Source organism: Comamonas sp. F1-6 (genome assembly GCF_039581415.1).
Taxonomy (GTDB): Bacteria; Pseudomonadota; Gammaproteobacteria; order Burkholderiales; family Burkholderiaceae_C; genus Comamonas; species Comamonas thiooxydans.
The window spans coordinates 1-12,433 of sequence record NZ_JBCPWN010000044.1 but is presented as its reverse complement, the minus strand read 5'-3'; the positions used below and the strand labels follow the sequence as shown (position 1 = coordinate 12,433).

At 61.7% G+C, this 12,433-nt stretch carries 7 protein-coding genes, 1 tRNA gene and 1 pseudogene; 2 read left to right on the top strand and 7 right to left on the bottom strand.

Annotated elements, in window-relative coordinates; translation table 11 throughout:
* On the top strand, positions 1 to 1,515 hold a 1,515-nt coding region (locus tag AAIL66_RS23915; RefSeq protein ID WP_343497930.1), incomplete at its 5' end, for a UvrD-helicase domain-containing protein.
* A gap of 374 nt (positions 1,516 to 1,889) precedes the next feature.
* Here AAIL66_RS23915 and AAIL66_RS23910 read toward each other — a convergent pair.
* The 4 genes from AAIL66_RS23910 to AAIL66_RS23895 all read right to left on the bottom strand — a co-directional run bounded on the left by AAIL66_RS23910 (position 1,890) and on the right by AAIL66_RS23895 (position 8,039).
* Positions 1,890 to 1,979 (bottom strand) — tRNA-Ser (locus AAIL66_RS23910).
* A gap of 273 nt (positions 1,980 to 2,252) precedes the next feature.
* Positions 2,253 to 4,550, bottom strand: a complete 2,298-nt coding sequence (locus AAIL66_RS23905; RefSeq protein WP_034359675.1) for an NADP-dependent malic enzyme — start codon at positions 4,548 to 4,550, stop codon at positions 2,253 to 2,255.
* Positions 4,551 to 4,719: 169 nt separating this feature from the next.
* Positions 4,720 to 6,207, bottom strand: coding sequence for a nucleobase:cation symporter-2 family protein (locus tag AAIL66_RS23900; protein WP_003063711.1), 1,488 nt, complete (start codon positions 6,205 to 6,207; stop codon positions 4,720 to 4,722).
* A 647-nt stretch (positions 6,208 to 6,854) separates the two neighbouring features.
* On the bottom strand, positions 6,855 to 8,039 hold the full coding sequence (locus AAIL66_RS23895; protein ID WP_034359670.1) for an MFS transporter: 1,185 nt from the start codon (positions 8,037 to 8,039) through the stop codon (positions 6,855 to 6,857).
* A 127-nt stretch (positions 8,040 to 8,166) separates the two neighbouring features.
* Here AAIL66_RS23895 and AAIL66_RS23890 point away from each other — a divergent pair, with 127 nt between their 5' ends.
* Positions 8,167 to 9,141 carry a LysR family transcriptional regulator gene (locus AAIL66_RS23890; RefSeq protein WP_343497929.1) on the top strand — a complete coding sequence of 325 codons (975 nt, stop codon included), beginning with the start codon at positions 8,167 to 8,169 and terminating at the stop codon, positions 9,139 to 9,141.
* Positions 9,142 to 9,225: 84 nt separating this feature from the next.
* Here AAIL66_RS23890 and AAIL66_RS23885 read toward each other — a convergent pair whose 3' ends face one another.
* The 3 genes and pseudogenes from AAIL66_RS23885 to AAIL66_RS23875 form a co-directional block, all read right to left on the bottom strand.
* Complete coding sequence (locus AAIL66_RS23885) at positions 9,226 to 10,503, bottom strand: M20/M25/M40 family metallo-hydrolase (RefSeq protein WP_003063718.1); 1,278 nt, start codon at positions 10,501 to 10,503, stop codon at positions 9,226 to 9,228.
* Positions 10,500 to 12,275, bottom strand: a complete 1,776-nt coding sequence (uraD, locus tag AAIL66_RS23880; protein WP_034359668.1) for a 2-oxo-4-hydroxy-4-carboxy-5-ureidoimidazoline decarboxylase — start codon at positions 12,273 to 12,275, stop codon at positions 10,500 to 10,502. The genes AAIL66_RS23885 and uraD overlap by 4 nt, the downstream gene beginning before the upstream one ends.
* A gap of 7 nt (positions 12,276 to 12,282) precedes the next feature.
* Positions 12,283 to 12,433 (bottom strand): annotated as a pseudogene (locus AAIL66_RS23875) (allantoinase); the annotation flags it as partial.

Here is a 12,433-nt window from a genome sequence, read left to right as displayed (position 1 = left end):
CTCCTGCCATCCCCAGCTATGCCGCATTTCATCGGCACCTTCGACAGCTTCTTGTGGCGCGTTCTCGTGGTGCCATTTGGCATCCCAGGCTCGCTAGCCCGGCCGCGGCTAATTCCGGATTTGGAACTCCGGGAGGTACAGCCGTTTGATAAAGCCAGGCCGATTCCGTTGAAGTGCTTCGACCGAGTGACTGGAGAGGCTATCCCTGAAGAATTGAAAGAGCTGGGGATCAGCTCTGTGTCGAAGGCTTATTTGACTGCGGCAAAGACGATGCGAGCGCGCTTCAAGGCGCGTGGTGAGCTTGACTACCAGGATGCGCGCCTGTTGGCGCTGGCGCGGCTAAAGGCACTAAAGAATGACTCGCCTCTAACGAAAGCCTTGATCGCACGGTTCGGCGAGATCATCGTCGACGAGGCTCAAGACTGCAATCCAGACGACCTCCGCATCATTGAATGGTTCCTCAACGCTGGCATCCCTGTGAAGGTCATCTGTGACCCCCAGCAATCGATTTATGGCTTTCGAGGCGGGGTGTCCACGGAGCTGGAAGTCTTTGCGGCGAGGTTTGGGCAAGACCGGCGCCTGTCTCTGACGGGGAATTTCCGTTCGAGTCAGCACATCGTGAGTGTGGTCTCGCGTCTGAAGAGGCCGGAACCCGGGCGTTCCTACGACGAAGCACTGGGCGAGCATCGCGCTGAACCTAGCCCGGTCTACTTGCTGGCCTACAAGGGACAGAGTGTTCCGTCGGCCGTTGGTGACTACTTCAGGTCGCTTGTGGCCCAGCTGAAGATTTCAGCGAAGGACTGCCCCGTGGTCGCTGCGACTCGCCTCAGTGCGTCACGTGCGCTGGGCTTGCCTGTCGACAATGGGTCCGGACATCTTGCTTGCCGCTTGGCGGCCGCTGTCGGCGACTTGCATTCATCGTTCGAGTTCGGCGGACGTCAAGACGCACTGGTCGAAATGCATCGCGTCGTGCTGACCCTGGAGGGCCATCTCGCACGGAAGACCTATCGTCAGCACATGGATGCGCTCAACGACAAGTATCAAGCATGGCGTCCTGAGATGCTCAGGCTTGGCAAGCAACTGCGATACGACCCAGAGAGACATAAAGACGCGGACGGCTGGTTGGATGATGCTCGGGAGATCCTGAAAGGAAAATTGCCGCCAGGTGGAGGCAGGTCAATCAAGCAAGTTTTAAAGCGACATGACAAGCTGGCAGAGGCCTTGCTGCCGCCTTCACTACATAGCCATTCAGCTCGAACCATCCATAGCGTCAAGGGGACCGAATTCCCAGCGGTGTGCGTGGTGCTCTCAACTAAAAGAGCGAAGGGTACGATCGATCACCTTGAAACCGGCGCGCTAGCCTCCATGGCCGAGGAACTTCGCAAGCTTTATGTGGGGGCATCACGTGCCCAGCGCTTGCTAGCAATTGCTACGCCGCATACACAGGTGAAAAAGCTGGAAAGACTTCTATCGGATCCTGCAAACAGTAGTGGCTTGAAAGTCATCCATCTTTGAGCGCGGGGGGGGCGTACGGCCCCCTTGCACTGGCGATGGTACAGCCGCCAACAACGAAGTGGAGCTCGTCAAGTCCAGAGACTCTAGGGTAATGACTGGCAGAAGGATGTCCGTCGACTGGCAGATCATGACCAAAGCAGTCGCTGACACTGAGCTCCTCGAATGCGAACGACGGCTTCAACCTTAAACTCCCTGCATGCAATCAATAGCTAGAGGTTGGGCCTGCTGCACGAGGGTCAAGGTGCAGGTGCTTGTGGCGGCTATCTCCAAACAGGTCTAACTGCAGCCAACATGCCATGGCATACCAAATGGCATACCGTTGAGGTCTGAAAAAGAAAAACCCCTTGATAAATCAAGGGGTTGGTTCTTTGTTCTGGCGGAGGCTGTGAGATTCGAACTCACGGAAGGATCACTCCTTCGGCAGTTTTCAAGACTGCTGGTTTAAACCACTCACCCAAACCTCCGGATGGCAGGATTCTACACAAGGATTGTGCGCTGTTCGGCATTGCGCGCATTTTGCTTTGTCTATGAAAACCATAGCGCATGGCGCTTGCTGTATCTCGACTGGCGTTCACTTTTCATCTTGGCGCCTGACATGAGCGTTTGCTGCGCGCGTTACAGGCAGTCGTGAATGAACGCAGGGTTCAAAGCTCAAGGCTCGGCATGGGGCAAAACAAAACGCCCCTAAGGGCGTTCTGTTGCTGCCTCGGGCGGGATGCCCGAGAGATTGCGCAGGATCAGCTGCGCAGTGCGATGGCCTGAGCTGCAGCCAGAGCGGTCATGTTGACCACACGGCGCACGGTGGAGGAGGGGGTCAGCACGTGGGCGGAAGCCGAGCAGCCCATCAGGATGGGGCCGATGGTGGTGCCATGGCCGCCCGTGGTCTTGAGCACGTTGAACAGGATGTTCGCGGCGTCGAGGTTGGGGCAGATCAGCACGTTGGCTGCGCCGGTCAGCGAGGACTCCAGCAGGGAGTGGCTGCGCACGTTGGCGTCCAGGGCCGCATCGCCATGCATTTCGCCATCGCATTCGATGCCGGGGTTGGCGGCAGCGAACAGGTCGCGTGCAGCGCGCATCTTGCGGGCCGAGCCACGTGTGGACGAACCGTAGTTGCTGTGCGAGAGGAAGGCCACCTTGGGTGGCAGGCCGAAGCGGGCCACTTCGTCGGCAGCCATCTTGGCGATCTCTGCCAGTTCTTCGGCGCTGGGTGCGTCGTTGATGTAGGTGTCGGCCACGAACAGAGTGCCGGATTCCAGCATGACGGCGTTCACCGTTGCGAACTCGTTGGTGCCCTTCTTCAGGCCCAGCACGTCTTCCAGATGGGCCAGGTGGCTGTCGAAACGGCCCACCAGGCCGCACAGCATGGCGTCGGCATCACCCAGGTGCACCATCAGGGCAGCGATCAGGGTGTTGGAGCGGCGCACCGCAGCCTTGGCGGCTTCGGGGGTGACGCCGTTGCGGCCCATCAGCTTGTGATAGGTTTCCCAGTACTGGCGGAAGCGGGGATCATCTTCGGGGTTGCAGATTTCCACGTCTTTGCCCAGTTGCATGCGCAGGCCGGCCTTGGCAATGCGGGCTTCGATGACGGCGGGGCGACCGATCAGGATGGGCTTGGCCAGGCCGTCGTCCACGGCAACCTGCACGGCACGCAGCACGCGCTCGTCTTCACCTTCGGCATAGGCCACGCGCTGCAGATTGGCCTTGGCGGCTGCAAACACGGGGCGCATGAACATGCTGGTCTGGTAGACGAAGCGGGTCAGGCTTTCGCGGTAGGCGGCGATGTCCTCGATGGGGCGGGTGGCGACACCGGATTCGGCGGCAGCCTGGGCCACGGCGGGAGCGATGCGCAGGATCAGGCGCGTATCGAAGGGCGTGGGGATCAGGTAGTCGGGGCCGAAGGTCAGCTCCTTGCCCTGGTAGGCGGCAGCGACTTCGTCGCTGACGTCCTGCTTGGCCAGGGCGGCGATTTCACGCACGCAGGCCAGCTTCATGGCTTCGGTGATCTTGGTGGCGCCGCAGTCCAGCGCGCCACGGAAGATGTAGGGGAAGCACAGGACGTTGTTGACCTGGTTGGGATAGTCGGAGCGGCCGGTGGCCACGATGCAGTCCGGGCGGATGGCCTTGGCCAGTTCGGGGCGGATTTCGGGCTCGGGATTGGCCAGGGCCAGGATGATTGGCTTGTCGGCCATGGTCTTGACCATGTCGGCAGTCAGCACGCCGGGAGCCGAGCAGCCCAGGAACACGTCGGCGCCGTCGACCACGTCGGCCAGGGTGCGGGCTTCGGTGTTCTGCGCGTAGCGCTGCTTGGAGGCGTCCAGACCACCGGGGCGGCCTTCGTAGATCACGCCCTTGGAGTCCACCATGTAGACGTTGGAGCGCTTGATGCCCAGGCCCACCATCACGTCGACGCAGGCAATGGCTGCCGCGCCGGCGCCGGAGACGGCCACCTTGACGGAGCCGATGTCCTTGCCCACCAGTTCCAGGCCATTGAGCAAAGCGGCGCTGGAGATGATGGCCGTGCCGTGCTGGTCGTCATGGAACACCGGAATGTTCATGCGCTTGGACAGCTCCTGCTCGATGTAGAAGCACTCGGGAGCCTTGATGTCTTCCAGGTTGATGCCGCCCAGGGTGGGTTCCATCGAGGCAATGATGTCGATGAGCTTGTCGGGATCGCGCTCGGCCAGTTCGATGTCGAACACGTCCACGCCGGCAAACTTCTTGAACAGGCAACCCTTGCCTTCCATCACGGGCTTGGAAGCCAGCGGGCCGATATCGCCCAGACCCAGCACGGCGGTACCGTTGGTGATCACGCCGACCAGGTTGCCGCGCGAGGTGTATTCGGCCGCAGTGGAGGGGTCCGCCTCGATGTCCAGGCAGGGATAGGCCACGCCTGGCGAGTAGGCCAGGGACAGGTCACGCTGGTTGGACAGGGGCTTGGTAGGAGTGACGGAAATCTTGCCTTTGACGGGGCTGCGGTGGTATTCGCGGGCCGCATCGCGCAGGGCTTGTTCGGCGGAGGACAGGTTTTGTGTCATACGAAATATTTATCAGCAAGTTGCTTCTCGGAGCTTACCGGATGGCAAGAAGCATTTTGAGTCAGGTCTGTTTTGCTTCAACTATATCGACAATAAACCCCCTGGCGCACTGTGGGGCGGCAGGGGGCTTGGGCCGGCGGGTAAGCCAGCGTTTGCTTCGGGCTGGCGTTTAGTGAGCGTCAGCCTCACGTGCTGCGTTGATGGCAGCGCTGTTGTCTTTGGCGGCTCCGTTAAAGAAAAGATTCAATGCCACGGCGGTAATCGAGGACAGCAGGATACCGGATTCAATCAGCGGATGGATGGAATGGGGCATCCACTGACGGAAATTAGGGGCAACCAGAGGAATCATTCCCACGCCGATGGACACTGCCACGATCATGGCGTTGTTCTTGTTGTTGCGGAAATCCACGTTGGCCAGGATGCGGATGCCGGTGGAGGCCACCATGCCGAACATCACCAGACCCGCGCCGCCCAGAACCACGGTGGGCAGGGATTCGATCAGCGCCCCCATCTTGGGCAGCACGCCCAGAACGATCAGGATCACGCCACCGGCCACGCAGACCCAGCGGCTGAGCACGCCGGTCACGGCCACCAGACCCACGTTCTGGGAGAAGCTGGTGTAGGGGAAGGTGTTGAAGATGCCGCCGATCAGGGTGCCCAGACCGTCGGTGCGCAGACCGCGGGTCAGTTCGTCCTGTGTGATGTCGCGCTTGGCCATGTCGCCCAGGGCCAGGAACATGCCGGTGGATTCGATCATCACGACCACCATCACCAGACTCATGGTCAGGATCAGGATGGGGTCGAAGACGGGCATGGCGATCTGGAAGGGCAGTACCAGCGTGAACCACTCGGCCTTGGCGACCTTCTCGAAGTTCATCAGGCCCATGGCCACGGAGATCACGCCGCCGATCAAGATGCCCATCAGCACCGAGATATTGGCCAGGAAGCCCTTGGCAAAGCGTGCGATCAGCAAGATGGACAGCAGCACGATGCCGGAGACCGCAGCGCCTTGCAGATCGGCGTACTTGGGGTTGGGCATGGTGGGCAGCACCGAGAAGCCCTTGGGGATGGCGGGCAGCGAGGAGCCGGGAGCGCCGGCCATGGCCTGGGCCTCGGCCAGCCACTTCAGGTGCTCGGGGTTGGGCACGGAGGGGGCGGTCGGGCCCACGGGGTTGCCGAAGATCCAGTTGATGCCCACACGCATCAGGCTGATGCCGATGACGGCGATGATGGTGCCGGTCACGACCGGTGGGAAGAAGCGCAGCATGCGGCTGATGAGCGGCGCAATGAGGATGGAGATCACCCCCGCGCCTATCACCGAGCCAAAGATCAGGCCTGCGCCGGCATTGCCGCCGGTGCTCTGTGCCATGGACACCATGGGGGCCACGCTGGCAAAGGTCACGCCCATCATCACAGGCAGTTTGATGCCGAACCACTGGGTCGCACCCATGGCCTGGATCAGGGTGACCAGGCCGCAGACGAACAGGTCGGCGGAGATCAGGTGCGCGACCTGCTCAGGGGGGAGGTTCAGGGCACGGCCCACGATCAGCGGCACGGCGACGGCGCCGGCATACATGACCAGAACGTGCTGCAGACCTAAGGCGGTGAGCTTGCCAAATGGCAGAACCTCATCCACGGGATGCACTTGGGATGTCATAAAAACATGTCTCCTCACTCTATATTGGCTTCAGGTTGGCATGCGATTCGCGAATGGCATGCAATCCATACAAAAAGTGTATACAGCTCATAACGCACAGCATCTAGCGGTAAACCCTGCTCAAAATTCAGTTTCTGGATGGGGTATCAATAGTTATGTTTTTCACGCATAACCATCTAAGGTAATTACTGATTGCTATTAAATGTGTAGCTTCTGACTCTTTGTTTTTCTAATTTTCAGAATGAAACATATTGAAATCATTTGATATCAAGCGATTGATGCTTTGTTTTTAATAGCAAAAATTGCGCGATATGCAATTGCAAGGGATCTGGCTCCGGTTATGCGTGCGCAGGTTTCGGGTCTTGAAACATCTAGTGAAAGAAAGTGCGTTGCCACCTTGAGGCAGCTTGCATGCATTAGCGTTGAAGAAGGTGAAAAAAAAGGCGTCAAGCCCAGAATTGGTGCACCGCTGTGCAAAAGCGTGTATGGGGCTGCAAAGAGTTCATGCCTTGCCATGGGGCCTAAGCTGCTGCAAAAACCATGCCGAGTTGCTGCACAAGCAAAAAAGGCGACCTTGAGGTCGCCTTGGAGTGGAGTTCGTTTGCGTTGCTGCAGGCAGGCTGCCGCCTTGGTGTCGCGCCTGAGTTTCAGTGCATTCCCGCCGCCATGGCCGAAGTCTGAGCTGGACTGCTCTGACGTGGCGCGAAGCTGGCCATGAGCAGCGCTGCTGCTGCAGGCATGGCGGCAGCCCAGGCCAGCCAAGTCAGGCTCATGCCCTGCGCGATCACCGCTCCGCCTAGCCAGGCACCCAGGGCATTGCCCAGATTGAAGGCAGCGATATTGAGGCTGGACGCCAGATTCATGCCGGCCTCGCCTGCAGATTGCAGCACACCCATCTGCAGCGGCGCGACGGTGGCAAAGGCGGCAATGCCCAGCAGCAGCACAAAGGCAATGGCCAGGGGCGTGCTGGCAAACATCCAGCGGCCCGCGATCAGCACCAGCATCAGGGCGGCCAGCGACACCCATAGTGCGCGCTGTACGCCAAAGCGGTCGGCCAGCTTGCCGCCCGCATGGTTGCCCAGGGCCAGGCCCGCCCCGAACAGCAGCAGGGTGAAGGCGATCATGCGGTTGTCCATTCCCGTGATCTGGGTCAGCAGCGGCTCTATATAGGTATAGAGGGTGAAGACGCCGGCAAAGCCGATCACCGTCAACAGCAGACCACGCCACATGGCGCCATTGCGCAGCACGGTCAGCTCCTGGGTCAGGCCCTGAGGGCTGGGCATGCTGAGTGCGCGTGGCACATGGCGCAGCAGGATCAGCAGTGCGACCACGCCTATGCCGCTGACGCTGGCAAATGCCATGCGCCAACCCCAGTGCTGGCCGATCCAGGTGCCGAAGGGAACGCCCAGCAGCGTGGCCAGGGTCAGGCCGGAAAACATCAGCGCGATGGCCGAGGCTTTCTTCTCGGGCGCCACCAGTTGCGTGGCGACGACTGCGCCCACGCCGAAGAAGGTGCCGTGGGTCAGCGAGGTCAGCACGCGTGCTGCCAGCAGCCAGCCATAGCTGGGTGCCAGGGCGGCGGCGGCATTGCCGGCGATGAACAGCAGCATCAGGCTCAGCAGCAGCAGCTTGCGCGGCCAGCGGCGCGAGGCCAGAGTGAGAACGGGAGCGCCCACGGCGACGCCCACGGCATAGCCCGAGATCAGCGTGCCCGCCGTGGGGATGGAGATATGAAGATCCTGGCTGACCTGGGTCAGCAGGCCCATGATGATGAATTCCGTGGTTCCGATGCCGAAGGCACCGGCGGCCAGAGCAAGCAATGCTGCAGGCATGAAAACGTCCTTGTGAAAATTCCGCGAAGGGCTGAACTGTGAACCTGTGGCAGAAGGTGCGCTAGCCCTTGATGCGGACATGCATTTGTTCCTGTGAGGAATAAATGGCATCTTTATGATGTGATTCATGAAGAAATCCATGGCTATGCCTTCGCTGCAGGAGCACAGCGCGGACCGCTTTGTGGAGCTGCAGACCTTTGTGCAGGTGGCCCAGCAGGGCAGCTTCTCGGCAGCGGCGCGTCTGCGCGAGGTCTCGCCCTCGGCGGTCAGCAAGATCGTGGCCAGGCTCGAAACCCGGCTGGGCGTGCAACTGCTGCGCCGCAGCACCCGGCGGCTGGAGCTGACGGCCGAGGGTGAGCAGTTGCTGGAGCAGGGCCGGCAGTTGCTGGCGGACTGGCTGGCGCTGGAATCCTCGGTCACCCGGCAGGGCCAGCCCACCGGCGTGGTGCGCATCAATGCCAGCTCGTCCACGGGCAACCGCCTGCTGGTGCCTCTGGTCGGTCCGCTGATGCGGACCTGGCCGGGCCTGCAGCTGGACCTCAGCTTTACCGATCATGTCGTGGACCTGATAGCGGCTCGCGCCGATATCGCCTTGCGCTGGGGAGAGCTGCCGTCTTCGGACATGGTGGCGCGCAAGCTGGGGCACACGCGCCAGGTGATCGTGGCCTCGCCGGACTATCTGCAGCGCTTTGGCAAACCGGCGCATCCCGATGAGCTGTCAGGCCATGTGCGCATCGGCTGGAACTACCCGCGGGCCATACCGCACTGGCCGTTTGTGGTGGCGGGCAAGGCGGTGACGGTGAGCATGGGGGAGGTGCTGCGCGTCAACGATGGCGAAGCCATGGCCAATCTGGCCAAGGCCGGGGCGGGCCTGGCGCGGCTGTCGCTCTATCACGCCTGGGACGATTTGCATGCGGGCAGGCTGCAGGTGTTGCTGGAGGAATTCAATCCCGGGGATCTGCAGCCCATCCATGCCGTGTATGTGGGCAAGCCTGGCCAGTTGCCAGTGAGGACGCGGGCGGTGCTGGATTTTCTGGCCAGCCATGTGGACCTGAGCCATGCCGAGCAAATGCCCGCCGGCCTGCTGGTGTCGCGCACATAAAAAAAGAGCCCGGACGAATCCAGGCTCCTTGAAAAACCTCCATCCAGACAGAAGAAGGCTAGGCGTTCAAACGGTGTTTGGTGCTCAGGCAGTCAGGTCCACCAGCGAGCGGGCCACCACCTTGGTGGCACGGCGCAGGTCTTCCAGCACCAGGCGCTCGTCGGAGCGCTTGGCATGCGATTCCAGCACGGTGCGGGGGCCGGCGCCGTAGATCACGCCGGGGATGCCGCGCTCGACATACAGGCGCACGTCGGTGTACAGAGGCGTGCCCACTGCAGGAGGCACTTCGCCGAAGATGGCTTCGCCATGCTTCTGGATGGCGTCCACCAGGGGCTTGTTGCCGTCCAGGGGGGTCATGGCGTTGGCCAGCAGCAGGCGCTTGATGTCCACGCGCACGGCGTCTTCGCCGGTGTAGCCGCCCTGGGTATTGAAGTCTTCGATGGCCTTGGCGATCACAGCACGGATGCTGGCTTCGACTTCCACGGGATTCTCTTCAGGAATCATGCGGCGGTCGATCTTGAGCATGACCTTGCCGGGCACCACGTTGGTGTTGGTGCCGCCGTCGATGCGGCCGACGTTCAGGTAGGGGTGCTTGATGCCGGGCACTTGCGAAGTGACTTGCTTGTACTTGACGTTTTCGCCGTACAGAGCAGTCAGCAGCACGGCTGTGGCTTGCAGCGCGTCCACGCCGGTGTGGGGCACGGCGGCGTGCGCCATCTTGCCCTGCACGGTGATTTCCATCTGCAGGCAGCCGTTGTGAGCAGTAACGACTTCGTAGCTGAAGCCTGCTGCGATCATCAGGTCGGGCTTGGTCAGGCCCTTTTCCAGCAGCCAGCCGGGGCCCATGATGCCGCCGAACTCTTCGTCGTAGGTGTAGTGCAGCTCCACCGCGCCCTTGGAGGGCTTGGCCACGGCTTCCAGAGCACGCACGGCGAAGGTGAAGGAGGCGAAGTCGCTCTTGCTCACGGCAGCGGCGCGGCCATAGAGCTTGCCGTCTTCGATCTCGGCGCCGTAGGGGTCCTTGGTCCAGCCTTCGCCCGGAGGCACCACGTCGCCGTGGGCGTTCAGGGCGATAGTGCGGCCACCGTCACCGTAGGGGCGGCGCACGATCAGGTTGGTGATGGACTCCATGCCATAGGCCTTGACGTCGGCTTCGGGCACGACGTGCTTCTCGGCGTCGAAGCCGAAGCCTTTGATCAGCTCGGCAGTGCGTTCGGCGTGGGGGGCGTTGTTGCCGGGAGGCGTGTCCGTGGGCACTTGCACCATGGCCTGCAGAAACTTCACTTCTTCGTCGAAGTGCTCGTCAATCCATGCATCGATGGCGGCGTAGGTGGCTTGCTTGTCTTGATTCATATTGGTCATTGCTGTTCTTGAGCCAGTTGGTGGAGGAGGTGAGTGAAGGCATCCACGGACAGTTGCATGTCGTCGGAGGTGGAGGCTTCCAGCGGGTTGTGGCTGATGCCGGCGTTCATGCCGCGCACGAACAACATGGCCTGAGGCATGATTTCGTGCAGCTTCATGGCGTCGTGACCGGCGCCGCTGGGCATGCGGAACAGGGGCACGCCCAGTGCGTCGACAGCGTTTTCCCAGCGTTTCTGCCATTCGGGAGCACTGGGCGCAGCCGCTGCCTTCATGGACAGATCGGTGGTGTAGCGCAGGCCGCGGCGTTCGGCGATCGCAGCCATCTCGGCCATGATGTCGTTGATCATGGCGTCGCGCTGCTCGTTGGTGGGCGCGCGCAGGTCCAGCGAGAACTGGCAGCGGCCGGGCACCACGTTGACCGAGCCTGAAGGCACGTTCAGCTGGCCGATGGTGGCCACGCTGTCGCCATCCTGGCCGGCGCGCTTTTCGATGTACAGCGACAGCTCGGCCACGCCGGCGGCGGCGTCGCGGCGGCGGTCCATGGGCGTGGTGCCTGCGTGGCTGGCCATGCCGATGAATTCGCAGACATAGCGGGCACTGCCGTTGATGGAGGTGACGATGCCCAGGGGAATGTCCAGCTCGTTGAGCACAGGGCCCTGCTCGATGTGCACTTCCACAAAGCCCAGGTACTTGGCGGGGTCACGTTCCAGCTTGGGGATGTCGTCGATGCACAGGCCGGCATGCAGCATGGCTTCGCGCAGCGTGATGCCGTCGGCGTCCTTTTGCTCCAGCCATTCCTGCTTGAAGTCGCCCACCAGGGCGCCCGAGCCCAGGAAGGTGGCCTTGTAGCGTTGACCTTCCTCTTCCGAGAAACCCACCACTTCGATGTTGAAGGGCAGACGCTTGCCTTGCTCGGCCAGTTGCTTGACGCAGGCCATGGGCACAAAGATGCCCAGGCGGCCGTCGTACTTGCCCCCGTTGCGCACGGTGTCGTAGTGGCTGCCGGTCAGCAGGGTCTTGGCGCCTTCGGTGGCGGCCTTGTAGCGGCCCACCACATTGCCCACGGCGTCGATCTCGACCTCGTCGAAGCCGATCTCGCGCATCCAGTGGCTGATGCGCTGGGCGCAGGCGCGGTGGGCGTCGGTCAGATAGGTCACCGTCAGCTGGCCTTTTTCGGCGTAGCCGGGGTCGCTGTTGGTGGACAGGCGTTCCTGCCAGTCCCAGACTTCGTTGCCTTCGACGGGCTCGTAGCCGAACTTGTCGTTCAGGCGGATCTCGGCGATGCGGTGGATGTTGCGCAGTGCCTCGGCCTGTTCGTAGGCAGGGTGGTTGAACATGCGGCGCTCGAAGGTCGCAATGATCTCGGCCTTGCTCAGACCCAGACCGCGCGCGCCGCGCACGGCCAGGATGAAGGGGAAACCGAAGCGTTTGCCGTATTCGGCATTGAGCTTGCGGATGTGCTCCAGCTCTTCGGGCGTGCAGTTGGTCAGGCCTGCCTTCTTCTGCTCATTCGTCGATTCGGCGGTGAGCGTGTTGGTCTCCATCTGCTTGCCGGCCAGCTCCGGGTGAGCGCGGATCAGATCGAGCTGGGCCTGTTCGCTGGACTCGGCCAGCACCTTGGCCATGGCGTGCTTGATATGCGCCATGGACTTGAAGGGTCGCTGCTCCAGTGCCTTGGCGGCAATCCAGGGCGAGTGCTCGTACAGGCCATCGAGCAGGTCGGTGGCGGTGGCCGCATCGGCGGCATTCAGTTGTTCCAGGGTCAAAGCCATGTCGCAATCAATCCTTGCAAGGGAAACGCTCGGCCCAGTGACGAGCCAAATCAATACGGCGGCACACCCACACGTTGTCGTGCTTCTGGATGTGATCGAGGAAGCGCTGCAGCGCTGTAATCCGGCCGGGACGGCCCAGCAGTCGGCAGTGCATGCCT

Excerpts from the sequence above, each read along its gene's own strand:
- uraD (WP_034359668.1), bottom strand. The coding sequence starts at position 12,275 with ATGGCTTTGACCCTGGAACAACTGAATGCCGCCGATGCGGCCACCGCC.
- AAIL66_RS23885 (WP_003063718.1), bottom strand. The coding sequence starts at position 10,503 with ATGACCAATATGAATCAAGACAAGCAAGCCACCTACGCCGCCATCGAT.
- AAIL66_RS23890 (WP_343497929.1), top strand. The coding sequence starts at position 8,167 with ATGAAGAAATCCATGGCTATGCCTTCGCTGCAGGAGCACAGCGCGGAC.
- AAIL66_RS23895 (WP_034359670.1), bottom strand. The coding sequence starts at position 8,039 with ATGCCTGCAGCATTGCTTGCTCTGGCCGCCGGTGCCTTCGGCATCGGA.
- AAIL66_RS23905 (WP_034359675.1), bottom strand. The coding sequence starts at position 4,550 with ATGACACAAAACCTGTCCTCCGCCGAACAAGCCCTGCGCGATGCGGCC.
- AAIL66_RS23900 (WP_003063711.1), bottom strand. The coding sequence starts at position 6,207 with ATGACATCCCAAGTGCATCCCGTGGATGAGGTTCTGCCATTTGGCAAG.